Origin of the sequence: Vibrio tapetis subsp. tapetis (genome assembly GCF_900233005.1) — a bacterium.
In the GTDB taxonomy this organism is placed as follows: domain Bacteria; phylum Pseudomonadota; class Gammaproteobacteria; order Enterobacterales; family Vibrionaceae; genus Vibrio; species Vibrio tapetis.
Genome location: NZ_LT960611.1, coordinates 3,555,261 through 3,580,642, shown reverse-complemented (window position 1 = coordinate 3,580,642; position 25,382 = coordinate 3,555,261). Strand labels below are relative to the sequence as shown.

Here is a 25,382-nt window from a genome sequence, read left to right as displayed (position 1 = left end):
TTATCCACAATATTTTTTGCCGCTAAGATCATCAGATAATAAAAAAGCCGAGATCATTTGATCTCGGCTTTCGTGTTCTGAATCTAAGAGATTAAAATTCGCCAACGGCCAATTTAAGCTTCTTCATTGCGTTCTTTTCTAGCTGTCGAATACGTTCAGCTGATACACCATAGGCATCCGCTAATTCTTGTAATGTTGACTTTTGATCATTCAACCAACGAGAACGTACAATATGCTGGCTACGATCATCTAATGTAGAAAGAGCACTGCTTAAACGGTTGTTGGTGTGTTTTTCCCAATTATCCGCTTCAATATTGTCGGCGATGTCTGATTGCTTATCTTCCAAGTATAAAACTGGCGCAGAATAAGCAGCACTTGAATCATCGTCTTCTGTTGGCATTTCAAACGCAGCATCTTGAGCGGCTAAACGAGATTCCATTTCACGAACCTCTGAAGGCTCAACACCTAGCTCTCTTGCTACTGTTTCTACTTCACCGTTATTAAACCAACCCAGGCGCTTTTTATTCTTACGAAGATTAAAGAACAGTTTGCGTTGCGCTTTGGTGGTCGCGATTTTCACGATGCGCCAGTTGCGTAACACATATTCATGAATTTCAGCTTTGATCCAATGCACGGCAAAGGAAACCAAGCGAACACCCACTTCAGGATTAAAGCGCTTCACCGCTTTCATCAAGCCGATATTACCTTCTTGAACTAAATCTGCCAGAGGTAAGCCGTAGCCTGAATATCCACGTGCAACATGAACGACAAATCGAAGATGTGAAAGGATTAACCCCTTTGCAGCATCGATTTCGCCTTTGTAGTGTAATCTTTCGGCTAGTTCACGTTCTTCTTCAACCTTTAGCATTGGGTAGCTATTTGCTGAACGAATGTAGCTGTCTAAGCTATCTTGTGTCACTAGAGCCATTGGATACGCTGCCTTTGCCATTCAATTCCTCGTTCGATTCTTTATAACTGTAAAGCGAATATGTAATCTACCCCATCTATCTTGAACTGAAAATGAACAGCTTTCAAGAAAGGGAAGGACATTATCCATAGATATCCGCCCCATTCAAGTAACAAACGTGTTACCTATGGGACGTAATCTCCATTTTTGACCGAAAGATCTTAGACAGGTTCAATTTCTTTTAGGTGACGCTGCGTTGACAGTTTTGCTGCGATCAACCCTAATAACGTTCCAATCACTAAAAGAACGACGGTTTCATCCCAATTCATTCCAATCAACCTAAATGGGCTGTCATACAAATTAGCTAAATCTTCCACAGCGCCATTTAATAAGATCGTCACCGCTGCTGTCAAAATCCATGCAGATATGGCACTTAATCCACCAAACCACATCCCCGTATACAAATACGGTCGTAAGATAAAGCTATCGGTTGCACCTATTAGCTTCATCACTTTGATTTCTTCTTTATGTTCCATAATATTGAAACGAAGTGTGTTACCGACAATAAGGAATACCGCACCTAGCATCAGTACACCAAGTGCAACGGCTAAGCCCATCGCGACATGTTTAATTGCGCTGATACGCTCCAGCCAGTCTTCATCCATGCGTACATCAGTTACCGCTGGAAGCGACTGCAATTTGGTGGTCAGTAATTGCAAATCTGCGTTGTTGTCCGTTGTCGGGGTAATGACCAGAACCGCCGGCAATGCATAATCACTTAATATAGACAGGGCTTGCTCAAGACCAGCATGCTCACTCATATCAGCAAGGCCTTGCTGAGATGAAATATACTCAACTTGTTGGATTTCACTCCAACCTTCTACTTCGTCTTTCATGACCATGATACGAGCTTCTGGCGTTTGCTCTACCAAAAACACATTAATTTGCGAAGAAGCACTCATGCTGTCTGCTGCCACACTCAAATTTTTACCTACCAGATATAAACAAGCAGGAAGAGTCAATGCAACGGAGATCACCGCAAGTGTGAGTAAATTTCCTAGCGGGCGCTGGGTTAATTCATACAAAGAGCGTTTAGCTTGCTTAATGTGGGCAGCCAAAAAACCGTCTTTTTTAGGTTTGTTTTTATTGCCCATTACTTGATACCTCACTTAAAAAGCCTTGATTGAGCTCTAAGCGACGAACGTGCGGGCGAGTATTCATTAAATCAACATCATGTGTAGCAAATAAAACTGACACACCTGCACGGTTAAATTCATCAAATAAGCTCAATGCACGGTTTGAAAGTTCTTGATCTAAATTACCCGTTGGTTCATCAGCGAGTAAGAGCGTCGGTCGATTAACTACCGCACGAGCGATCCCAACACGTTGCTGTTCACCGCCAGATAGCTGGTTAGGTAAGCAACGAGCTTTGTCCAGTAACCCCGTTTTATCAAGCGCCGCAGACACACGGCGTTTAATTTCATTTTCAGACACAGATTCAATTCGCATCGGTAGGGCGACATTGTCATAAACAGAGCGATCCATTAACAAGCAATGATCTTGAAACACAATGCCAATATTTCGCCTTAGGAAGGGAATATCTTTACCGCTGATCCGAGTAATATCGTGACCATTAAAGCTAATTTTTCCATCGGTCGGGCGCTCGATGGCGCAAATTAATTTCAGCAAGGTACTTTTACCCGCACCAGAGTGCCCACCAAGAAATGCCATTTCGCCACGACGTAAGTGAAAATCCACTTTTTGTAAGGCTTGGCGACCACCACGATATGCTTTACTGACTTGCTGAAAATTAATCACGATGAAACCCTTACTCTTCGCGACTGAATAACGCGTCGACAAAATCCTGTGCAACGAACGGACGAAGGTCTTCAATACCTTCACCTACACCAATATAACGAATTGGGATCTGAAATTGATCGGCTATCGCAAAGATCACGCCGCCTTTCGCTGTGCCATCGAGCTTAGACAGAGTAATACCGGTAATCGGTGCCACATCACTGAACAACTTCGCTTGGCTAATCGCATTTTGTCCGGTGCCTGCATCCAAGGTTAGCATGATTTCATGAGGTGCTGAGCCGTCGATTTTCTTCATAACACGAACAATCTTTTTCAGCTCTTCCATCAAGTTGCTCTTGTTTTGCAAACGACCTGCTGTATCAGCGATAACAACGTCAACACCACGAGCTTTGGCTGCTTCGATCGCGTCATAGATAACAGACGCACTGTCTGCACCTGTATGTTGTGCAATGACGGGAACTTGGTTTCTCTCACCCCAAACTTGTAATTGCTCAACAGCTGCTGCTCGGAAAGTATCTCCCGCCGCTAACATAACTTTTTTACCTTGGCCTTGGAATTGTTTAGCCAGCTTGCCAATGGTGGTTGTTTTACCCACACCATTCACGCCCACCATCAAAATAACGTAAGGCGTTTTAGTGGTATCAATTTCCAGAGGCTTTTCTACATGGCTAAGGATGTCGGCCATTTCTTCTTTTAATAAACCGTATAGGGCTTCACCATCTTTTAGATCTCGATGGTTGGCCTTATCTGTTAAGTTTTCGATGATCTTAACCGTGGTGTCCATACCTACATCAGCAATCAATAGTTGCTCTTCTAACTCTTCAAATAAGTCATCGTCGATTTTTTTGTCTTTGAATAGACCAAAAAAGCCAGCGCCAATATTTTCTTTGGTGCGGCTTAAGCTGCGCTTTAAACGAGTAAAGAAGCTTTCCATTGGCTTTTCTTGTTCTTGTACGCGCTCTGGCTCTGCTGTTTCGGTTTCAGCTTCAGGCTCCGTTTCAGCGGTCAGGTTATCTTGCTCCACTACTTCATCAACGGTTACTGGAGTTTCAACATGCTCTTCTGCTGGAGAAGCGACGTCGGCAGAGGCTACGTTAATGTCAGCATCAATGGCTTCTACCGTGTTTTCGGCTTCTTGGCTGTTCTCTTGCGTTGATTCTTTTTTATCAGTTTGGTCTTCATCACCAAAACCAAGCCAAGACAACAATCCGCGCTTTTTCTTTTCTGTCATCGAAAATCCTAAACATTACTTTATTGGTCACTCAATAACTTGAGCAACAAACTGAGAAAACTTTTCTGGTACACTTTAGCGGTACAAAACTTATCTATACTATCACTTTATTTGCGGTCAAAAAATCTATGCAAAGACGTCGTCAGCAAAACCCATCACAAAATAAAAACTCTACAGGCGTTGTTCGCATCATTAGCGGCTTGTGGCGTGGTCGAAAACTTCCTGTTCATGATGCCGAAGGATTGAGACCAACGACAGATCGCGTTAAAGAAACACTCTTTAATTGGCTAGCTCAGGATATCCCTCACGCCAAATGCTTGGATCTATTTGCAGGCTCCGGCGGTCTTGGTTTTGAATCTGCCTCGCGTCAAGCTGAACTTGTCACCATGTTAGAATTGAATCCAAAGGCATATCAACAATTATGCGATAACTGCCAAGCATTAAAGGCGAATAATATCGATGTGATAAAAACCGACACTTTGCAGTACTTAGCCAAACAAGGCGAAGCCTACGACGTGGTTTTTATCGACCCACCTTTCCACAAAGGCCTATTGAGCGAAGTTATCATACTTTTAGAGCAAAATGGCTGGTTAGCACCAAATGCTATGATTTATATCGAGACAGAGAAAGCACTCGCTATCGATTCACTACCACCACACTGGTACGCCCATAGAGAAAAAACTGCTGGGCAAGTCAGTTACCGTTTATTTGAAAGGAAAGTTCAATGAAAATTCTGCTGATATTAGCAAAAGCCGCGGTTGCTTTTGTTTGGTTTGTTCTCTTAGTGAATATCTTCTCTCCATTTCCGGGAAAAGCGGCTATCGCACTGTACATCATGACCGCGTTTCTACTGTTTATGCATGCACTTCAAATGCTGATTTTCCTTGGTGCATTTGGAGACAAAGTCAAAATCACTAGTTGGGAGAAATGGTCGATATTAATTTTTGGTATTTTTGCCATGCTAGACATTCGTAGAAAATACATGACCTAGTTCAGCACTGAGTTTAAGCCCTGTATTGATCTCAACACCAGATACAAAAAGAGCCCAAAAAGTCGAATAGCACTTTGGGCTCTTTTTTTATATTCAATCTAACAAACTAGACAGCGAACATTTGGCTTAGGCGAGCTTAAAATAACTGCTCACGCCATTGAGTAGCATTTGAATCGAGATGATCACTAAAAGTAATCCCATCAAACGCTCTACAGCACGCAGTCCTCGCTCTCCCAATAACTTATGGAAGAAGTCGTAGAACATCAGTATCAGGAAGCTAGCTCCCCAAGCTAACAATACAGCTAACGACCAATCCATCATACGATCTGGCTGCTGGTTCGATAACAAGAGCAAAGAAGCAATCACCGATGGGCCTGCAATCATTGGAATCGCAATAGGCACAATATAGGGCTCCTCACCGGCAGCAAGGCCAGTAACGCCACCGGGCTGAGGAAAGATCATCTTAATTGCAATGAAAGATACCCCTTTTAAAATGTACTATTTATGCGATTACTCTACCCACAAACACATCAACATCGTTCACAAAGTAAGCAATACATACCTATACTACCCCTATGGATGATCATATTTATAACAATTGCGAGTGTACCAATGGGTAAATATACAATTGTCTGTAGAGATAGATACGTAGCACAAAGTGGGTTCCAAGTGATTAAACTAAGAGTGATTAGTATTAATGGATTTATACTTGAATCATTTTTGCTCTACCAGTTGGCAAGGAAAAACAAAGGGAAAAGCTGGCATCGTGAAAATGCACAAGCATTATGTCTACTTCTTGATTATTGGCAGGCTACCCGAGGGGTATTCCAATCTCCAAGACTTATGTTCGAAGCTTTTTCAAATGCACTATTCTCCGGAACAGTTCAAGAAACAGGTGAAGACCACACAGACTTGAGATGGCAACCTCGCACAGCCAAACAGACTAACAAGCTAGTCAGATACATATCCACATACTCTGAGTTCTTATTGGAAAAAACAGGAGGAGAAAATGCCTTGTTGAATCCAATGGTCAAAGCCACTCCATATGAAGAAATGCTCAACTTGGCGGCTTACCATCATCGAAAGAACAACTCTTTTCTAAAGCATACCCATGACGATTCTCAAGCATATAAAGACGCAAAACGTACACCTTTCATCTCAAAGCATAGAGAGCCTCAAACATTTCAAATGACATATACGTTCCCAAAAGAAAGAACTTGGGACGTAGTAGAAAAAGGTTTTGTTATTCGGGGGGCTAAAGCAAACGAACCTTTATATAAACGCTTAGATTTAGCTAAAGTCTTAGCGTTTTTACTAATGCGCTTTTGTGGATTGAGGATATCAGAAGTGCCCAACCTATATATATCAGACATCTCTCTTGACCCCTCTCAAACGAAGATTCATCTAGATAAAAAAATACCACTTATAAAAGTACACCATCCTGAGAAAGGGATTGCTCCAAATGAATGGCGTAAGGCATACAACAAACCATATGCCCGCAGAGATGAATTCTTAAAAACTGAATATAGTATGCTTCCCAGGAGCAACAAGAACAGCCCTAAAAGGTTGTACACCGGATGGAAGAATCCAGTCTTAATCCCCAGAAAGTTCTATATGATTGCATACTTCAATAACTCTCATGCGGCAGAACTTTTCCTAATTTATTGGCAATTATACTTAAAGTTTCAAGCACCAAAAAATCAGAGTCATCCTTTCGCTTTTTCGAACCTAAGAGATGGACAACCCCTTTCTTACAAAGCTCTCCTAGATGGTCAAAAGAGAGCCGTTGAGAGAGTTGGGTTAATAAGCTCTAAAAGCGAAGGGACTACACCTCACGGACTGCGGCACTTGTATAAACAAGAACTAAATGAATTAGGCTTAGAACCTATGTACATAAGATCAATGATGCATCATAAAAACATTAACTCTCAGAATGATTATGGAGAACTCTCTCACGATTCAATCAAAGAAAGGATGCTCAAAGCAGAAAATAAAATGCAGGCTCAAAATGAATAACAAATACAAAACTATAGAAGAGGCGTCCATTGCTGCTATCAAGCTCTTAGATAACCTGTCTATTCATAAACGGTCGGCCTCGAGCTATAGGCAACATTACAAAAATGACCCTAAATTACCTTCGAGTCCCGAGACCTATTACACTGATTTCAATACATGGCTGACATTCTTAGGCACAGATAAAAGTTATCCAACAGCAAAAGAAACACTTGAGAGTTTTAGAAACCTAATAGGCAAGGCAAAGCCAACTAAATCAGCATACTTAGCCATCTACCAGTTAGACACAAAACTCCCCAAAGATCCTGAACTTCAATATAACCTACCTCATTGGCAAGCATTCTTATGGCAACGTTTTTATCAATCTTGGCAAGAGGCATCTAAAGCAGCTTTATACCTTCTAAAGAAGTATCCTTTAACAAAATCTCGTTATATTGAACACTATAAGCAAGACCCAAAACTTCCATCTAATCCAGATAAACATTATTCAGACTTCCCGGGTTGGAGCACCTTTTTAGCTCAGCCTATCCCCCAAGCTCTCTCGAAAGCAGAGCTTATTGATTATTGTTATGAGCACGAATTATGGACACTCAAAAGCTATTTAGAAAAGGCAAAATATAACAATCAGTTACCTAAACGGCCTGTTAATTTCTATGGCCATAAGTCTTATGCTGAACTTCTAAAACTGCACTACTTTTCACTAGCAGAAACTAGGCAGTATTGTGCCCTGAAAAGAATTCGTAATCTCGGAGAGTACAAAAGCCATGCACGCAACCACCCTAGATTAAAAGTCAACCCAACACAGATTGACCAGTATAAGAATGCTAACGATATATTGTGGAAAGCTCATGATTTTCAGAATCTGATAGATCTGGAAATGGAAGGATGGGCGAGGCTGTAACAGATTCTGTGTAACTGCCATTTAGTTAACGTGTTTATCGAGACGTTCCTCGAACTCGATAATAAACCGACTCATAGCCTGACGCCAGTTTTGAATGGGCATCGTCCATTTCTTGCTGGCGTCTTTGATTGCTAAGTACACCATTTTGGTTGCGGCCTCATCGTTAGGGAAGATCTTCCGCTTTTTTAGTGCTTTACGGATCACGCTATTGAGAGACTCAATAGCATTGGTTGTGTAGATGGCTCTACGGATATCTTCTGGGTAGTTGAAGAGCGTGTTGAGGTTCTGCCAGTGATTGCGCCAGGACTTAGATATTTGCGGATATTGCCCATCCCAGACTTCGCCAAAGCGCTCCAGTTCGAGTAGAGCCTCATCTTCTGTAGTAGAGCGATACACTCGTTTCAGGTCGGCAGTCACCGCCTTATAGTCTTTCCAAGACACATACTTCAATGAGTTCCGCACCATATGGACGATACAAAGCTGAATATGCGTTTGGGGGAAGACAGTATTGATAGCGTCAGGAAAGCCCTTCAATCCATCTACACACGCAATAAGGATATCTTCAACACCACGTTGATTGAGTTCAGTTAGAACACTCAGCCAAAACTTAGCCCCCTCGTTTTCGGCTATCCACATGCCCATTAGCTCTTTCTGACCATCGGTGTTAATACCTAAAGCAAGGAAAATCGACTTATTGATGATACGCTTGTCTTGACGGATCTTGACCACAATACAATCGAGATAAACGATAGGATAAATGGCATCGAGTGGCCTTGATTGCCACTCCACTATTTCTTCTATCACCGCATTTGTGACGCGCGATACGAGGCTGGGTGATATCTCCGCACCGTACCACTCATCGAAAGCGTTTACGATGTCGCGCGTACTCATTCCTTGGGCGTAGAGCCACAAGATTTTGTCATCCATAGAGGTAAATCGTGATTGGTGTTTTTTGACTAGCTTGGGGTCAAACGAGCCAAGGCGATCCCGAGGTGTATCGAGTTCAAACTCGCCATCTTCGGTTTTTACGCGTTTGCTACTCTTTCCATTGCGGCTATTATTCGATCTAGAGGGTTGGTGTTTTTCATAGCCAAGATGCTCATCCATTTCCGCATTGAGTGCGGCCTCAACCGTAATTTTTTTCAGCATTTGGCTGAACTCAGTTAAGTCCTCAGGGGTTTTAATTCCTTTTGCTGCTTCCTTGGCGAAAGCTTCAAGCTCTTTCTTGTTCATATTGCCTATCCTTAGCCTTTAAGGCTTAGTTTAGGCAATTACACAGAAATTGAGACAGTCTCGGATGGGCAGCACTTGCTAGCAACTACTGTATGAAACTTAGAAGAAGTGTTGGAGCCACTAAGTTGCGACTAAACCACTACCTAAAGTACTGCTCCTCTCATATTCATAATATCAATGCTTCAAATAACATTTCTCCATTCTTTGAGCGTAAAAACCCGCCTCCATCAATGGATAAGTATTTATCAACATTACCCGAAAGCCTACAACGCAACTCTACAAAAAATCAGATAGCAGGATTTCTAAAATCAGTTTATAGCGATACTTTTTTTTGTAGAAGATAAAGCGACAGGTAAAAGAAAACCAATACCCAAAATAGGCTTATACCAAATACCCTATATCAACCACGTTATTGAAAACAACAAAGTCAATCAAAGTGAAACACATAAACCATCCTTGCCATATGAATACGTTGTAAAAGGACGTAATCACCTCATTCCCGAATTTATAGATCGTTACAACAACTCAGGAAAAATACGTTGTGAAAATTTTAATCAACTAACAGTAGCTCATGAGTTAAACAAATCAGATTGGTATGAAGTCGATGAAGCCCTGATAGATAAAAACGACCCCAATTGTGTATGGCGAAAAGCAGTTAAGCTAAAAAGAAATAAGGGGAGTAGGTGCTACCGAGAAACTATATTTGAAATGTGGTCTCCAGCAAGGGCTATTGCGTTGTATTGCTTATTTAACCTGCCTACAAGAGGGCAGCAAATCCTTTGGTTAGATTCAGGTGAGGCAGATAAATTCAAACTAATTTGTAACGGCTACAAGTCTATAGAATTAGATGATAAATCTCATATTGTGCCTGACTTTAAATGGGTCAAAAACGATAACCCTCTTGTAGGGCTTCAAAAAACAGACAATCAAGGTGTATTACATAAAGATGGAGATAACTTCGTTATGTTCGTCAACACAAACAAAACAGGTAAGCCATACTACTCTCCATATATCCCAGAAAGACTTGTGCCATGGCTTATCCGATTAAGAGATTGGCAAACGAAGTACAACCCTATCAAAGAACCAACCCGTTGGACTGACGTACATTTTGATAAACATATAAAGCCATCGAATGCAGTGCTCACAAACCGCGGGACACAATGCTTCTTATTTCGAAATCCAGGGGCTGGGAATAGAAACACTGACACAAACAACTACCAGCCGTTAAAACAGAACATATTCGCCAACTCACTTGCTAAAGTTCTTTATGAAATTCAGGATGATAAAACTCCTTTAGCTAGAAAAAGGGGTTCTCAATATACATCGATATATAGCCCTCATACGATGCGCGTAAGTCTTATTACATCGCTAGTTCTTTATGGTGATGTCCCCTTACATATTCTAATGAAAGTAGTTGGTCACTCTCAAATCATGATGACATTGCACTATACAAAAATGACACATTCCAATATGGCAAGTGTACTCACGATTGGAGAGAAAAAAGCTCTAGAGCGTTCGGCAGAACATAAACAAGCATTGATGATGGAAAACAAAATTCACGAACACAAAGAAGAGCTTGTAATTCCTGTTAACTCCGCTCTAAAGAACCCCGATTGGCCACAATCATCAGTCCTATTTTTTGATTATGGCCTTTGTCCATATGGAGCAACTGAATGTTCGAACGGCGGTGATAGAGATGTTTCCTCTTCCTCAAAAAGTACCCCCGCATACTCCGCAGTTTCAGCTGGCTATTTAGGTAAACAGAACTGCTTCAGGTGTAGGCATTTTGTTACAGGTATCCCTTTTTACATCGGGCTGCTAGCAAAAGGAAATGAAATCGCTGAAGCAAGACAATACGTCTCAAATAAAGTGTGCAGTCTCAATTCAAAAATTGAGCATATGGATGTGATGATCTACAAACTAGAATCAAAAGGACAAGTTGTTTCCCCTGAAGTTAGACTCAAGCACAAACGTTTAAGCAACTTACTAGAACAGGAGCAAGTACGCCACGATGCATTGGGCTGCGATATTTTATCGATATTCAAACTCTTAAGACAAACGTTAACTTTGTTTGATAAGGAAGAGCAATCAAAGAGCAAAGTTCCCCTAGTTCTAAACACCAACAGTTTATCAATCAACCTGGAAGAAGTATCACATCATCAAGCACTAGCGGAAGTCTGTGAGAACGCTGAAATATTCTTATCTGCAGACTCAAATACAGCACTCCCTCGTAGAAGTTCCAGTTTAGACAAGATGTTATTGCGTAATGGATTCCCTGCACAATTTATCCATTTAAGCGAAGACAATCAGCTAAAGGTTGGCAACCAAATGACTCAGCTAATGCTTGCTCGATTAGGAGGTTGGGGAGAACTCAATCATGTGCTTGATGGTAAGAGACCCATAGACTCAATATCCCTACAAGAAAGTGACAAATTAGTGCCTTTATCTGAGGAGATTCAGATGATTCTTGCAAAGACTAAACTATTGGAGGAAGAGTAAATGAACCATTTGAACGATATTAAGAAGGTATATGAGACATTATTGAAAGAAGCAAAATCAAAGAAAGCTAAGCAAAGCCTAAAGATCATTAACCAGGTTTGTTTAGAACAATTACAAACCGGACAAAAGAACTTTTCCATCATCAATATTGGGGAGCTTTCAGCAAAGAGTTTAGGCCCTTCAACACAGGCTATTCGCAACAAATCAGGGCATCTATACCATAGCTTAATAAAAACATACGCAGAAACATTCAAGAAAGAACCAACGTTCAACTCTCGTCTAAATGAGCATAGTTGGGTCAATGATATTGAGAGTCCATCTGCAAGGTGGCTTGTGCGAGATTTGATAGCTGACAAGAGTAAATTGATTGCGGAAGTGAATCAGTTAAAAGTGGACTTATTGAATGCTGAAGTACCGGTTCAAGTATTTGATACCGCCCCCCTTCACAGTGAGCTTAATCAATTATCAAATACCATTACACTTACTAGTTCAGAAGCTAACGCCTTAAAATCATCAATAGACCCTAAATACCTTGATATGAAAGGTCTCAAAACTGGCGAATTTGGTGAAATTTTAGACATGAACGATTTTGTAATCTTTAAGCCGGGCTTTTTTAGTGCTATCGAAAAAACACTCAAATTAAACAACAGTGAAGAGAACTAGGGCTTGGTTATCTTATGAAATACGACAACCCCATGATGCTACAACATGCCTCAAGTTGACCATTTACTGCCAGATTATCCACATTCATTAAGAGGATTTACATAAGAAACGTGTAAACTTGTAGCCGAGAGCTCTATGGCAACATCGTCATCACCAGCTTGGTCTGAGCAGCCAGGAATCCTTTGAAAATCCCATTCTAAGTCTCCCTCATCATCGCCTCTGTCTGTTCTAAACATATTAGTCTGAGGAATTCCAAGAGTTGTTAATGTTCTTCTAGCAGTTACCTCTCTGGGGTGCTTATAGCTATGACCAGCAGAATAAATCACATATGTAGGGCTCACTGCTTCCAGAAAACAACTTGAGCTCGCATTATCTGCACCATGGTGAGGAGCAATAAGAACATCAGCCTCTAATTTGTCACGTGTAACAGCTGTAACCATATCTTGTTCAGCATACAAACATGAATCTTGAGGGTCTCCATCATGTCTACCGACTGTATCTCCAGCCAAAAGAACTTCTTTACCATGAGCAGACAACCTAACGACAATACTTAGAGCATTACGTAAATGACTTTCTGAAAGTCGTCCTTTGTTCACATCCCACTCACCTAGCCCGTACACAAAATCGATAGTCATATCACCAATGACTATTGGAGATACCATCATATCTAATGAGGTAGATTGCAAGTTAATAACCGTAGAGCCCCTCTTCGCTCCCATAGCGATTGCATGGTTTGCAGCATGCCAAGTTGTCTTTCTTCGTTTATATCCAGTATGAACAATAAGTTCAGCTTTCTTTTGTTCTAATATATCTGGCAAGTTACTAAAGTGATCCGAATCCAAGTGACTAATCACAACTAGAGATATATCTCTTTCGACTTTATCTACAACATAGTCATAGCAATAACTATTGGTCCAGCGTCCAGCATCATACAGAACATGCTTATCGTTCACAGTATCAGTCGCGAGAACACATAAACCTGGGCCAACATCAACAACTCTTATATCGACCATAGCAAAAGAGCGAAATGATAGAGCTGACAGCAAGAAGGTTGCTAAATAGGTGATAAATATTTTATTCAATCGCTTTATCTGCCTGAGTTTCAGTAGGTTCCGAGCCTTCTTCAACAGACTTTGAATTGCCATTAGGAGGTGGAGACGGAGTATCAAGCATATCCTCAAAAGTATCTCGGACAGATTCAAACTCTTCTTGAGGGTCAACCGAAAGTTCACTCTCTTTACATTCGACAGAGCTATATAGCCCCAGATCACGCACAGCACTTTCTAAGACACTTTGCCCGACAATATTGTATATCAGTAGTCCTGCCGAGTATTTCCTTGTGGTGCGGTCTACACACTCATCTTGTGCATCAATAGCATTCAACTCAAACTTTAACTTCCTGCGTTCATCTGGTGAGATGTTCTGCATCACATCAAGGCAATATGTAATTACTTTGTTTCGGGTATCAGAATAGCTTGTACCCTTCAAAAGGGCGGTAACATCTTTGCTTCTTTTGGTCGCTCGAACCCTATCTACTTCTCGATCTACCATTGCGAGGAGCTTTTTGAGAACAATATTTAGGCCAAGATCAGTCTGGGAATCGTTACCTAGTTTAATGAATGAGCTTCGCATAATCATCATACTGCCTAAAGCAGCCTGCATTATATCCATCGTACGCTGAGCCATCAGAGGAAGGATTTCATCAACTTCGAAATGCCAACTAAAGTTCTGGATCAAGAAGAAGCCAAAACAACAAATAAGTCCATTAATGACCAAGTACATTACACCTGGAGAGCTTGTCAAAACTGAGCTTGGCTCATCTTTGTATCTAGAACCAAGCTCAACCGCACTTAAAATAATGCCGGCAAACCAAACTATAAAAAAGTCTGGGTAAAGAGTTGGGTCGTAATTGTAAATTCCGTAAACAACAGCGATATGAACAATGACGACAACATTTGTGATGTGATTAGTGAATAGTTTTTTAAGAGTTTCAAGCACGTTTTTAAGAATCTCAAGCACGTAAGGTAGCCAACTAAATAGTTTTATTAGGATTATTCTGTTATTTGCATCGCATACAAGACATTACGCACATACGTACTACCTTCAGCAGTTAACTTAAGGATAATGTCATCTGACGTAGTAGAGTCTGCGCTTTCGACTCCAGAACGTCGACGTAATGCAACCAACTTCTTCGAGTGCAGTGTTTTAATTACTTTAGTAAGCACTTGATAGTTAATACCCATATAAGACTTCAAAGTTGACAATGAAACCCCGTCTGTTCCTTGAGCGCCTAACCTATCGATATTTATGACTGTTTTATCAGATAGTTGCTTAAAAAAGTCATGATCTGCTCTGGTATCAGCGGTCCTCAAAGAGGAAAAATTATGTATTTCAGATCTATTCATAGCTAGCTGCCCCCTCATAGTTGTCGGCACTCTCTATACGTTAACAATAGCATCTAAATCTACCTCTAAGGGTGTTAATAGTTGAAATTCATTCACAACATCACCGTACAAATCATATTCAGTATTAGTTTGTACGGTAACGATCAATGAGTAGTAAAGTGGCGGAAGCTTACGCATCTCCGCAGCTGAGCGAGAGTGCCCTTCGTCTCTGGCTAAATACTTGATATCTAGCATAGGTTCTTTCAACGAAGATGCCCTCATTCTATCATGTACCTTATAACACGTCTCCCATAGATGGGCATCGCGCCTAAAAGTCGGCTCATCACCTAAGATATTCTTTTTATTGAAAAGAGACCTAGTTTTCGCTTCAGAGCTATCCTTTCCTAACTTTTCAAAATTTGGTCTAAAAGTGATCTCCAATCCAGCCCTGGTATAGCTAACCGTATGCTGCTGATCTATATCGGTATAAAAGCACACTGTCGCATCCATCTCGATCATTCCACCGATATAAGGAGTATTCTGCGGGCATGGTACTGAAGCTCGAATACCACTGCTCTTCGTTAACACCCCTTGATAGATGAAAGTCACCTTATTGTCATCGCAATACAGTATATTTTCTATGTTGCTTTCGATTCTTCCCCAGCCACACTCTTTCCTATCAACGTCATTTTTTCCAGTTGAGTGGATAAGCAAAGCTCGAATAGTCGCTACATTTAGCTCGCCATTAGTTGTCATATCAATCAATGCAGCTAAACGAAGTGCGAGCGGAGCAGCAATAGAAGTGCCCGTGATTTCATTCGTAGAATAATCACTTAAAGACAGTAACTTAACTTTTTCGTCTTCTTCCCCACCAAAAAACAATGCGTCAGGTTTGATATAACCTGGACGACGACCGGGACCTACACAACTATATGAAGCTCTCTCCCAGTTCTTGTTTCTTGAGTTTGCAGCTCCGATACTTAATCCATTTAACATATCGGCCGGAGGTTGGATTCGAGCAAGCCCCTTTAAATCAGTATTTAGATATATACCTTCATTTCCTACTGCAACTACAAACAGTGTTTCACCTGTAGCCGCTAGCTCGTCTAGTGTTGAGGTCCACAAACTAGGCTCATCATCAGGACATGGGACTTTAGGTCCCAAGCTAATATTTACAAACTTATATTTCCTCGACTTCAAGACGTTTACAAGCCTATCAAGAACATCAACTAAACCGACATCAAGGTTATCTTGGTGGCAATAAACCTTATAATGATCCACAGATAAAATGTTACGCGATTGAGAATCGGTATCACCTACGTCACCATAGACAATGGCTGACGTAACACGAGAACCATGCAAGTAATTATCTTCTATATCAACATGTTGGTGTGTAAGGTCAAAATATCGAATATAAGGGTTATTACAATCGCCTTGAAAAAGCCCCCCATCAAAAATCGCAATATTAGAATGTGGACCAGAGCTTAAATCTTTCTCAGTCCCAAAACTCAAACTATCTATTTTTTTAAAATCTGAGCCTTGCTCGCTAATAGTCAGTTCAGGTATCGGCCTTACAACTCGTACATACGCAAAATTAGCGAGTGGAGTTATATTACTCGCGCAAGTTTTAACAAAACAAAAAGTTAAACCTTTGACAGTTCTAGTTTTATCTTTGTAAACATGCCCACCTAAGTTATCAATGTATCGACAAAAGCTCTCAAGAATATAGTCTTGAGATGAGGATGCATGTAGGACTATCTCATACACTAATTCAGAGGTTGAAGGTCCTGTCTCAGTTGAAGGAGCCAACTTCTCTAAGCTTTCAAATAGTGAAATATCCTCTAACTTGATTAAATCATCTAAAGAGTCGTCATCAAGAACATCACAAGCAATATCATCAAGTAACTTACTAAACTGTTCTTTTTGGCCAGCAACATATAATAATGAACTAGAGAGAACACCCTGCTCCTCTTGTGTTTTTGTTGCTTTCATTTCAGGAGTAATGAAAACTTCCTTACTACCGACACATTTCAGTTCATATTTTTCCAGAATGCTCTTAGGAAAAAATGACCTGGCCAAAAAGCTAGGATGTAAAGTTAACTTCGTAACAACTTCTTCATTCGGAGTAGTATCCGGTGGCAATGTATCAATTCTAGAAATTGTTTCTGTAAGCTGTCGTCCTATTCTTCCCTTAGCTTGAAAGTAAGTATATGGAACCAATTTATCACCTGGAGGTGGATTCTTTCTGACCACTGCTTGTGAGTAGGCCTCTGCTTTGGACAAAATAGGTCTTTTGGGACTCATTCAAGTTTCGCTTCTAATTAGATTCGACGTTGTCGATTGCCTTTTTGATTGTTTGTCTTGATATATTCAAAAGTTCAGAAACTTTTCGTTGTGAAAGTTTCGCACCGATTAAGGCCACTGCTAGTTGCTTCTTTTCATTAATCGATAGTTTTTCTAAACAAATATTAGACACATGCGCAGCTATTAACTGTTCAACAAGTGGTATATCATGAATTAAACTAATTTTCTTATACTTGAGTATCAAAGTTTTTATATCACTGTATGACATCCCTCGAAACAAAAGTGACAGAGCTGCTACATGCTTATTTCCAGTAATACTTTCTAAGTAATCACTAACCTGCACATCATTAGGAAGAGAGAAAACAAATTTCTCTTCAAATCGACGCCAAACTGCCGGATCAAGCAATTCAGCATGGTTTGTAGCAGCAACAAGGATCGATGAGCTAGGCCAAGCATCTATTGATTGCAGTAATACAGTAACTAGTCGTTTAAGCTCTCCGACATCCCCTTCGTCATCACGCTTCTTAGCAATCGCATCAAACTCATCTAACAACAAAATACATGACTGAGAGGCTGCATGCTCTATTACGGACTTTAGGTTGTTACCTGTTTTACCTAATTGGCTATTCATTACGGTTGCCAAATCTAAAACGAGTAATGGTACATCTAATTTTTGAGCTAGCCATTGAGCAGACATAGTTTTCCCTACGCCTGGCGGCCCCTCAAATAAAAGGGTCTTTACTGGTTCCAATCCATTTTTTTGTAACTTAGCTTTATTGTTATGTTCAACAATAACTTGTTCAAAAGTATCTTTGATTGAGTCCGGCAAAACCGGCGCACTTTCTAAGTATGGGAAAGGGTTTATGTTCACTAAGCTGTTTTCTATCAGGCCTGATTTTTTAGGCTCCAGTAAATTAGGGTTAACCCTTTGTGCTTTACTTCTTAAACTGCCCTTCGACAAGACAAGCTTACTTAATTCCCGACTCAAATCTGGATTAGTTCGACTAACCTCGTGACTCAGGACATTTACTAACATTTTTAACTCATCAGAGCGCCCAGCTAACGCCGACTCAACGATTTTTAATATGAGTTTACCATTCATAATTGACCTAAGCGCTTGATTTTTAATAAATACAATAAAATACCGGCCGATTATACTCGCCTAAAGATAAATTGTTTACCACTTTTTAAGACAAATAAAACATATCCAACATAAAAGTTAGGGCCGCATATAAAAGACATGAACAATTAAATTTCTGCTTTTTCACCTAATAAGGTAAAAGCAGAAATAACTCTCTGCTTAAACCTATCTAACTCAAGGTTTTTTATCGTAGTAGAAGAGCTACCAGTTCTACGCTCATTACAACTCAACACAGTCTTTTCAGAAAAAGTTAAACTTAGATTGTCATCGCTTTTGACGTCGTCTCCACTCTTTAAATAGTTAATTAGCTCTTCCCTCCTCCTTTCTTGCGTATTTCGGCGATTCCGATCGGGCGTTTCGGTTTAATCCGATCACCTGACCCTGCCGTTTTTCTCTACCTCTAGTTTTACTCTAACTGATCGGATTGCGCCAGTTTTCTCATTGATTCCCCTCCTAGTTCTAATCGGTGGCTGTTATGGATTAATCGGTCTAAAACAGCATCAGCAACCGTGGCGTTACCTATCATGTTGTACCATTCTTTTACAGGAAGTTGGCTTATCATCATCGTGCTGCTGACCTGATATCTGTCTTCAAGTAACTCCAGTAAATGACCTGCATGATCCTGAGTGAGCTTTTCCATTCCCCAGTCATCTAGGACGAGTAAGCCTTTTTTCGATAGTGCCAGTAGCTGTTTTTGATATGTGCCGTCAAGACGGCCTGAACTTAGATCATCCAGTAAGCGACTCAAACGGTAATATCGAACGCTATGTTGCTGCTCGCAAGCCTGAGCCGATAAAGCGCAAGCGATATAGGTTTTTCCTGCTCCTGTAGGGCCAGTGATCAAGATATTTTGATGTTTGTGCAGATAGATTCCTGTCAGAAGTTCACTCATCTGACTCCGCATTAGACCTCGCCCTTCTTTGTAAATAATTTGGCTTGCCTGCGCATCTACTCTGAGCTTGGCTTGTCGCTTGAGCCTTTGGATCTTAGTTTGGTTTCGGTTAAGCAACTCACTCTCTAGAAGTAAGCTTAACCTTTCTTCGAACGCTAGCTCTGCGTAAGTGGATAGCTGCTCACGTTGCTGCTCTAAAGCTTGTGCTGCATGACCAAGGCGAAGTGCTTTTAGTTGTTCATTTATCTGGTTCATTACGTACTCCTAGTGGTAAAAGTCAGGGCCACGAACATTGCTGTGCTCTATGTTGGGTGTGGTTTGAGTTTCTGATGAGAGTTGGCCTTCCCGATGGTTTACTAACAAGTTTTTGACGAACTTAAGATAGGGTTTATTGATTAGAAGCGCATCCTTACAGGCTTGCTCTAGACGAACATCACCGTATTTTTTACTCAGGTTCAATAAGCCAAGACAGCTACGATAAGCTTGTTCAGGGTGTGCCTTTTTCATCAATTGAACATTCACCATTTCACGAGTTGCAGCGCCAATATGTTCTCCCCAGCGCAATAATCGTTCAGGAGACCATTTCTGATACCGATGGTTGCTGGGCATGTGTTCGGGGTAAGTGCTTATCCCTCGTTCTTTTGGGCTACATGGATGTTGTGAGACTAGGTTTCCTTGATAATAAATGCGTATCAAGCGGGAAGTGGCTTCAAGTTCAACATGTTGTCCCACTAACTGGTGAGGCACAGAGTAGTAATGTTTTCTGTACTCTATGTGGTAGTCAGGCCCAACTTTCGCCCGCTTAGTTTCGGTATAGATGTAGCGTTGGATTGGAAGTGGTCTCAATGCTGGTTTATCTAACTGCTCGAACAGTGCCTGACGGCTGGCTCCTAGCTGTTTCATTTCCCTTTGGTTCAAATCATTCATTAGCTCACGGATGGCTAGGTTTAACTCTTTGAACGTGTGGAAGGTATTGTGTCGTAGTCGCATCATTATCCAACGCTCAACAATGAGCACTGCATTTTCAGCTTTTGCTTTGTCTTTAGGTTTGTATGGTCGAGCAGGCATGACAGCCGTCTGGTAATGGTTAGATAGTTTCTGGTAACTATCGTTGAGCTGAGGTTCATAGCGGTCATGTTTAGTGACAGCCGAACGCAGGTTATCAGGGACTAACAACCTTGGAACCCCGCCGAAGTGTTCGAAGGCATTGGCATGGGCTTCCAGCCAGTGTTCTAGTTTTTGACTCTCACTTGCTTCCACGTAGGTATAATTGGATGCACCAAGAGTGGCAACAAAAACCTGGGCATGACGGATCTCTCCCGTGTCAGGGTTAACGACTGGGATCGTTGGGCCACAGTAATCAATGAACAGCTTGTCACCTGCGATGTGGGTCTGTCGCATGCTACGCTTCTGCTTCTTTAACCAACGCATGTAATGTTCACAGAACTGAGTATAAGCGTAGGCTCGCTCCTGATATTGCTCGTAATATTCTTCCCACAACAGCAGTTTCGTCATGCCTTTTCTTTTTAGTTCCGTACAACAGTTAGCGAAGTTTGGCATCGCTTTGGCTTTATTCGCTCCTTTTGGGTGATAAAGCGCATTGGTTAACTCTGTATCTGAACAACTATCAGGGAGCGGCCAACCTATTTGGCTTTGATTAAAACGACTGATGATTTCAGATACGGTCGCACAACCAATTTTCAGACAGGAAGCGATATTTCTGTGTGACAATCCGCACTCGAATTTAAGGCGTAAACCTCTTTGATTTTTGTCATTGGTGTTCTCTTTTTTGGCATCATCACTTCCTAGTTGTATACGACTACTAACAAGGATAGCGACTGGTTGATTTAAAAGAGAAAAAGGGAGGGTTTCGGAGTATCCGATCAGTGATTTCGCTATTCCGATCGCCCATTTCGGAGTTTGGGCTAAAGTGATCGGATTATTGCGGAATGAGCGATCGGTTTAAACCGAAACAGGTGATCGGATAATGCCGAAATAGGTGATCGCAATGCTCCGAAATACGCACTTTCTAAAAAGGGAGCCATTTTGGAAAAAGCACACACGTCAGGGATGTCCTGTTCAATTCGTTCAGCAAAATCGATAAAACTCTGCTCAGCGAACGTAAAAAGCCATGCTTCTTGATTCAGAGAATTATTTACACGAAGGACACGCCCTAACACCTGCCTAAAAAACAACTCAGTTTTTATTGAGCTCATATGACAACAAACCTGAAGCCGAGGAATATCAGTCCCTTCACTAATCATCCCAACACTTACAATCCACTGAGTAGTACTCTGGCGAAATCGCTCAATCTCAGTTATTGGTTCTTCATGGCGATACGTAACAATCGAAACTGTTTGACCATATTCTTGAGATAAAAGATGCAAAATTTGTTCAGCATGTTCAACAGAAGAAGCAACAACTAACCCACCTGCATTTGGAGATTGAACTCTTATCGCTTTTAGTTTTTCACAAGCTAAATCCAGTATGTACAACATCGCTTCTTTGTTATGAATTACACTTTGATAGGATGTCTTAGTGTTCTTGAGCATTTCTAATATAGAAGAAAAAGATGCTTTCTCATTACCATCTCTTACTGCCAAATACTCGCTATCAACCAACACTATCTTTGGAGTTCTACATACTTTATCTATGACGGCTTGCTTTAAACTATATTGATAATCAACAAACACCATTCCACTAGGCTCGCTATAGTCACTCATAACGATCGGTATAGCATCTGAACGCCAAGGCGTTCCTGATAAAGCCAATGTATATGTTGCTAATCCTTGAATATTAGTAAGGACTTGCTGCCCCCAAACATTTGCACTTTCAACCTCAGATCCAGAGCAATGATGTATTTCATCAAAAACCACAAATACACGGTGATTTCTCAATGTCTCCCAAAATTCATCATTTAGAAATTGTATGGATTGGTATGTAAGTGATTTTCCAATTGAACCTAATCCCCCGTTGAATGAACAGTTCAGAGTCTTCGCGAACGTTTTTTTTATACCATTTGAAACAGTTAAAGATGGTGAAAAGCATAAGACAAGGTCGATCATACCTTCGGATATAAGCCTAGAAGCAATAGTCGCAGCTAATACCGTTTTTCCAGCTCCCGGAGTTGCTTGACAAAAAAAATGTCTTTCATTCGAGTGATATTTTTGTAGAGCTTTTTCTGAACATTCAATCTGCCACTGCCTTAACACTCTTTGGCACCTTCCGTAAGTGTTTTCAGTACTTTCGTTAGTACGTTGACCCTACTTAACAATCGAGCAGATCGCTCTGTAGCATCCTCTTGGAAGGGGGTTAATCTAGACTCTAGTTCTGGAAAGCGATTCTTGAGTGAGCGGTATTCTTCGATCTCACCTAAAACCACCTCTAGTTCTCCTTGAGCTTCATTCCGTTCATACACTAAAACTGAGTAGTTTGAATTTATGTTTTCAGCAGCATAAGAGCGTTTATTATTTGTCTTCAAATGAAATTGGAAGCTCTCAAAGACTGCTGTCTTGAAGTATCTTTTACTCTTCCCATACCCTTCACTTCTGAGCCAGTTTTTCTTTTCAAGTTGCCATATTTGACGATAAATTCGTTGGTGGTATTTACCTAGTTCATTTGGCATAGCTTTCCCAGATAGTGACGCTTCTCTGGCCTCAACAATTGAAAAACCATCCATTCTTTTCTCTATCAACAGCTTATGCATATCCGCACTAATTTTTTTAGAAGGTTTCATATATCGACCGCACACCATAAAAAGCTAAGTATTGCTTAGTATACAGAAATCAGTAAAACTAAGAAAATCTTAGTTATGAGTTGAAAAAATTATGAAAGTGAAATGTCAATCGACAACCCCATACCGCAGCGGCTTAAAGATGTTCGTAAGAAAGCTAAACTCTCGCAAAAAGCGTTAGGAGTAAAAATTGGTATAGATGAGAGCTCGGCAAGCGCACGAATGAATCAATATGAGAAAGGCCGACATACTCCTGACGTCAGCACATTAAAAAAAATTGCTGATGAACTTGGTGTGCCTTTGAATTACTTTTTCTGTGAAGATGAAACTTCAGCAGATCTAGCTATAGCTATATCAAAACTATCTATCGAGGAAAGAAAGGTACTTATGGACTTTATTTCTAACCTTCAAAAAACAAACACATAAAAGCTCAAAATATCTAGGTATCCTACCGAACTAGTCTACGCCATCTACTCCGAATAACTCGAGTTCATAGAGTTGTGTATAAGTCATTGTTGCTAAGCTAGAATAGCGCCCCGCTAAACCCTATAAGCTAACAACAATACGGAGTCCTCATGGATATTATCGCCGCTACTACAATGCTGTTCCTGATCATGGACCCGTTTGGTAACCTTCCAATTTTTAGTTCTGTCTTGAGGCACATACCTCCTAAAAAACGTAGAATTATCTTAATCCGAGAGCTATTAATTGCTTTAGCAATCATGATGACGTTCTTATGGGCAGGAGATTCAATACTTAAATTTCTAAACTTAAGTTCTCAAGCTGTTTCCATCAGTGGTGCATTAATACTACTGATGGTTTCATTAAAAATGATTTTCCCATCTTCAAGCTCTCCAATAGTAGCTGCAGGTGAAGATCCATTTATAGTGCCTCTTGCTACCCCTCTGCTTGCAGGTTCAAGTTTAATCGCTACGCTCATCTTACTCGCCCAACAAGACACGAGCCGCATGTATGACTGGTCTCTAGCCGTTTTTTTAGCTTGGTTTGCCTCTGCCTTGATTTTAGGTGGTGGTGAGCTTATCGAGAGAATCGTCGGAGATAAGATTCTTAAAGCCCTAGAAAGGCTTATGGGGATGTTGTTGCTAATGATTGCGGTACAGATGTTTTTAAATGGTATCGAGAGTTACTTTCAGCAAATCGGGGCTATCGCTCAATAGAATAGTTTTTATATTACCTTATGATTCAGAACCAAAAATGTTATGCATAAATATTATGTGTAACATTTTTTTTGCCTCTAAAACTACTTAAAAAACAAAAACCTGAATATTCCTCGATAGTGAAAGTTATATTTACAAGGGTAATAGCTGTAATAAACAGAATGATACCGCCGGATATACTCAAGGTCTCAGGCTGAACATGAAGAAAGTTAAGAATACTTTGCCCTGCAAAGAGGAATAACATCAAAATAATCAGCGCAAAGATTAGCTCCCTCACCAAGACAAAACGACGTCTTTTAGGCTCTAGATGTTTTAGTATCGATAACAATACTGGCAAATTGCCAAGTGGATCCATTATCAAAAACAGCATCACCGCTGCGGAAATTATCTCCATTTTTACTCTCTACATTTTGGTAAGCGCATAAATAAAACAACCACTCTAATGATTATAATCACTAAAGTGGTTATCGCATTTTTTTGAGTTTTCTAGTCGTTTAAAGCGCAACGCTCTGTATTAGACAAGCTGGGATTAATGATGACAGATTTTTTCTTGATTCAATGTCAGACCCGCATCTACTTCAACGACTTTTTCTTTGCTTATGAGAAAAGTCATTAGCTGTGTCAAAGTAAGATCTTGTTGGCTGCACGTATGAAAACGTGTAGATGCGCCAAAACGATGATTCACTTCTTGCTGCAGCGCCTCAAGAGTAAGCGTGCTATCACGCAACAACTCCATCACTCTGTGGCCGTGGGTTGAGTTCGACATAAGCACTTGGCTCCTAAAATAAAGAATTAAGCCATCATTGCCGCACACGCCATTAACGTCAACGAAAAGACATACAGGCCAGATATCATCACCTCGCCGTATCGAAACGGCTTACGACAATGGTGAATAGCAAACAATAATTTAGAAACCAGCATAATAAGACAAGCAACAAAACCTGCCAAACTTAATGAGCTATTTTCCGTTAACCAAACCTCACCAGACGCCCAGGACAGTTGGAGCAGTATTGCCCCCATAATGGTGGCGGGGAAGATAAGAGAATCAAGCAGAGGTAGAAAGAGCAGCAACAAGATAACACCCGTTGCTACCAATAAAGCGGGTAGCCACCAAACAATATCACTATGCAGCTGCAGCCAATAGAATTTACTCAAACACGTAAAAGCGAACATTGCGATAGTAAAGGAGATTGTATTCTTGGTCGGCAAGAATGCATTGCACATTTCACTCATCGCCAACAACCCTAAACCCAGCAACATCCACACATTTGTAGAGGAAAATGGTTCAAAAAATATCAACAGGCTGAATAACAAAGCAATGCTACTTAAACGAAACCGAGTCAAACTCGACGCCAATACCTGGTTAGTTGATGTAGAAATCAAACTTGATATTCCCACTAATGAATCCCCCACTAAATGGTCATGCTTATTTAGTAATTTGCACAGTTTAGTGTTGGCAAAACTTAAGTCCAGCAACAATACCAAATAATTGGA

The 25,382-nt window shown here is 40.7% G+C and carries 23 protein-coding genes and 3 pseudogenes; 8 read left to right on the top strand and 18 right to left on the bottom strand.

Annotated elements, in window-relative coordinates; translation table 11 throughout:
- Nucleotides 1-91: 91 nt before the first annotated feature.
- From rpoH to ftsY, 4 genes are all read right to left on the bottom strand, one after another.
- Entirely contained in the window at nt 92-949 is an 858-nt protein-coding gene (gene rpoH / locus VTAP4600_RS16125) for an RNA polymerase sigma factor RpoH (protein WP_102523709.1), read from the bottom strand.
- 179 nt (nt 950-1,128) lie between these two features.
- Nucleotides 1,129-2,061, bottom strand: coding sequence for a permease-like cell division protein FtsX (ftsX, locus tag VTAP4600_RS16120; RefSeq protein ID WP_102523708.1), 933 nt, complete (start codon nt 2,059-2,061; stop codon nt 1,129-1,131).
- Entirely contained in the window at nt 2,051-2,725 is a 675-nt protein-coding gene (gene ftsE, locus VTAP4600_RS16115; protein ID WP_102523707.1) for a cell division ATP-binding protein FtsE, read from the bottom strand. Before ftsE ends, ftsX begins: the two co-directional genes overlap by 11 nt.
- A gap of 10 nt (nt 2,726-2,735) precedes the next feature.
- Entirely contained in the window at nt 2,736-3,956 is a 1,221-nt protein-coding gene (ftsY, locus tag VTAP4600_RS16110; RefSeq protein WP_102523706.1) for a signal recognition particle-docking protein FtsY, read from the bottom strand.
- A 128-nt stretch (nt 3,957-4,084) separates the two neighbouring features.
- Between ftsY and rsmD the strand changes: the two genes are divergently transcribed.
- Together rsmD and VTAP4600_RS16100 are read left to right on the top strand one after the other, a co-directional pair.
- Nucleotides 4,085-4,684, top strand: a complete 600-nt coding sequence (gene rsmD, locus VTAP4600_RS16105; protein ID WP_102523705.1) for a 16S rRNA (guanine(966)-N(2))-methyltransferase RsmD — start codon at nt 4,085-4,087, stop codon at nt 4,682-4,684.
- Nucleotides 4,681-4,947 carry a DUF1145 domain-containing protein gene (locus VTAP4600_RS16100; RefSeq protein ID WP_102523704.1) on the top strand — a complete coding sequence of 89 codons (267 nt, stop codon included), beginning with the start codon at nt 4,681-4,683 and terminating at the stop codon, nt 4,945-4,947. The genes rsmD and VTAP4600_RS16100 overlap by 4 nt, the downstream gene beginning before the upstream one ends.
- 126 nt (nt 4,948-5,073) lie before the next feature.
- Here the strand turns inward: VTAP4600_RS16100 and VTAP4600_RS16095 are convergent.
- Nucleotides 5,074-5,421, bottom strand: a pseudogene (locus VTAP4600_RS16095) (MarC family protein); the annotation flags it as partial.
- 138 nt (nt 5,422-5,559) lie between these two features.
- On the opposite strand from VTAP4600_RS16095, the gene gmtY reads away from it, so the two are divergent.
- Together gmtY and VTAP4600_RS16085 are read left to right on the top strand one after the other, a co-directional pair.
- The gene (gmtY, locus tag VTAP4600_RS16090) at nt 5,560-6,963 is read left to right on the top strand and encodes a gamma-mobile-trio recombinase GmtY (protein ID WP_172443135.1); all 1,404 of its coding nucleotides are present in this window, start codon (nt 5,560-5,562) and stop codon (nt 6,961-6,963) included.
- The gene (locus VTAP4600_RS16085; protein WP_172443134.1) at nt 6,956-7,861 is read left to right on the top strand and encodes an integrase repeat-containing protein; all 906 of its coding nucleotides are present in this window, start codon (nt 6,956-6,958) and stop codon (nt 7,859-7,861) included. Before gmtY ends, VTAP4600_RS16085 begins: the two co-directional genes overlap by 8 nt.
- Before the next feature lie 21 nt (nt 7,862-7,882).
- On the opposite strand, the gene VTAP4600_RS16080 is transcribed toward VTAP4600_RS16085, so the two are convergent.
- Nucleotides 7,883-9,094 (bottom strand): IS256 family transposase, encoded by a 1,212-nt coding sequence (locus tag VTAP4600_RS16080; protein WP_102521929.1) that lies wholly within the window; start codon nt 9,092-9,094, stop codon nt 7,883-7,885.
- A gap of 456 nt (nt 9,095-9,550) precedes the next feature.
- On the opposite strand from VTAP4600_RS16080, the gene VTAP4600_RS16075 reads away from it, so the two are divergent.
- Both VTAP4600_RS16075 and gmtX read left to right on the top strand, forming a co-directional pair.
- Nucleotides 9,551-11,593, top strand: a complete 2,043-nt coding sequence (locus tag VTAP4600_RS16075; protein ID WP_145958584.1) for a VPA1269 family protein — start codon at nt 9,551-9,553, stop codon at nt 11,591-11,593.
- Nucleotides 11,594-11,635: 42 nt separating this feature from the next.
- Entirely contained in the window at nt 11,636-12,256 is a 621-nt protein-coding gene (gene gmtX, locus VTAP4600_RS16070) for a gamma-mobile-trio protein GmtX (protein ID WP_145958583.1), read from the top strand.
- A 74-nt stretch (nt 12,257-12,330) separates the two neighbouring features.
- Here the strand turns inward: gmtX and VTAP4600_RS16065 are convergent, their stop codons facing one another.
- The 9 genes and pseudogenes from VTAP4600_RS16065 to VTAP4600_RS16025 form a co-directional block, all read right to left on the bottom strand.
- Nucleotides 12,331-13,338, bottom strand: coding sequence for a ComEC/Rec2 family competence protein (locus VTAP4600_RS16065; RefSeq protein ID WP_172443133.1), 1,008 nt, complete (start codon nt 13,336-13,338; stop codon nt 12,331-12,333).
- On the bottom strand, nt 13,331-14,275 hold the full coding sequence (locus tag VTAP4600_RS16060) for a hypothetical protein (protein ID WP_102523698.1): 945 nt from the start codon (nt 14,273-14,275) through the stop codon (nt 13,331-13,333). Before VTAP4600_RS16060 ends, VTAP4600_RS16065 begins: the two co-directional genes overlap by 8 nt.
- A gap of 32 nt (nt 14,276-14,307) precedes the next feature.
- A complete protein-coding gene (locus tag VTAP4600_RS25795; RefSeq protein WP_145958582.1) occupies nt 14,308-14,499 on the bottom strand; it encodes a hypothetical protein in 192 nt (63 codons plus the stop codon).
- A gap of 195 nt (nt 14,500-14,694) precedes the next feature.
- Nucleotides 14,695-16,923 (bottom strand): S8 family peptidase, encoded by a 2,229-nt coding sequence (locus VTAP4600_RS16050; RefSeq protein ID WP_172443132.1) that lies wholly within the window; start codon nt 16,921-16,923, stop codon nt 14,695-14,697.
- 34 nt (nt 16,924-16,957) lie between these two features.
- Nucleotides 16,958-18,046, bottom strand: a complete 1,089-nt coding sequence (locus VTAP4600_RS16045) for an AAA family ATPase (RefSeq protein WP_102523695.1) — start codon at nt 18,044-18,046, stop codon at nt 16,958-16,960.
- 445 nt (nt 18,047-18,491) lie between these two features.
- On the bottom strand, nt 18,492-19,232 hold the full coding sequence (gene istB, locus VTAP4600_RS16040; protein WP_012397030.1) for an IS21-like element helper ATPase IstB: 741 nt from the start codon (nt 19,230-19,232) through the stop codon (nt 18,492-18,494).
- A gap of 9 nt (nt 19,233-19,241) precedes the next feature.
- A pseudogene (istA, locus tag VTAP4600_RS16035) lies at nt 19,242-20,773 on the bottom strand (IS21 family transposase).
- A 129-nt stretch (nt 20,774-20,902) separates the two neighbouring features.
- Entirely contained in the window at nt 20,903-22,189 is a 1,287-nt protein-coding gene (locus tag VTAP4600_RS16030; RefSeq protein ID WP_102523694.1) for a DEAD/DEAH box helicase, read from the bottom strand.
- On the bottom strand, nt 22,183-22,713 hold the full coding sequence (locus VTAP4600_RS16025; RefSeq protein WP_102523693.1) for a VspR family transcription factor: 531 nt from the start codon (nt 22,711-22,713) through the stop codon (nt 22,183-22,185). Before VTAP4600_RS16025 ends, VTAP4600_RS16030 begins: the two co-directional genes overlap by 7 nt.
- A gap of 102 nt (nt 22,714-22,815) precedes the next feature.
- Here VTAP4600_RS16025 and VTAP4600_RS16020 point away from each other — a divergent pair, with 102 nt between their 5' ends.
- Together VTAP4600_RS16020 and VTAP4600_RS16015 are read left to right on the top strand one after the other, a co-directional pair.
- The gene (locus VTAP4600_RS16020) at nt 22,816-23,136 is read left to right on the top strand and encodes a helix-turn-helix domain-containing protein (protein WP_102523692.1); all 321 of its coding nucleotides are present in this window, start codon (nt 22,816-22,818) and stop codon (nt 23,134-23,136) included.
- Nucleotides 23,137-23,285: 149 nt separating this feature from the next.
- The gene (locus VTAP4600_RS16015) at nt 23,286-23,888 is read left to right on the top strand and encodes a YhgN family NAAT transporter (RefSeq protein WP_102523691.1); all 603 of its coding nucleotides are present in this window, start codon (nt 23,286-23,288) and stop codon (nt 23,886-23,888) included.
- 133 nt (nt 23,889-24,021) lie between these two features.
- On the opposite strand, the pseudogene VTAP4600_RS16010 reads toward VTAP4600_RS16015, so the two are convergent.
- The 3 genes and pseudogenes from VTAP4600_RS16010 to VTAP4600_RS16000 form a co-directional block, all read right to left on the bottom strand.
- Nucleotides 24,022-24,282 (bottom strand): annotated as a pseudogene (locus VTAP4600_RS16010) (MarC family protein); the annotation flags it as partial.
- 135 nt (nt 24,283-24,417) lie between these two features.
- Nucleotides 24,418-24,654, bottom strand: coding sequence for a YecH family metal-binding protein (locus tag VTAP4600_RS16005; protein WP_102523690.1), 237 nt, complete (start codon nt 24,652-24,654; stop codon nt 24,418-24,420).
- A gap of 26 nt (nt 24,655-24,680) precedes the next feature.
- Nucleotides 24,681-25,271, bottom strand: coding sequence for a lysoplasmalogenase family protein (locus VTAP4600_RS16000; protein ID WP_172443131.1), 591 nt, complete (start codon nt 25,269-25,271; stop codon nt 24,681-24,683).
- Nucleotides 25,272-25,382: the final 111 nt, after the last annotated feature.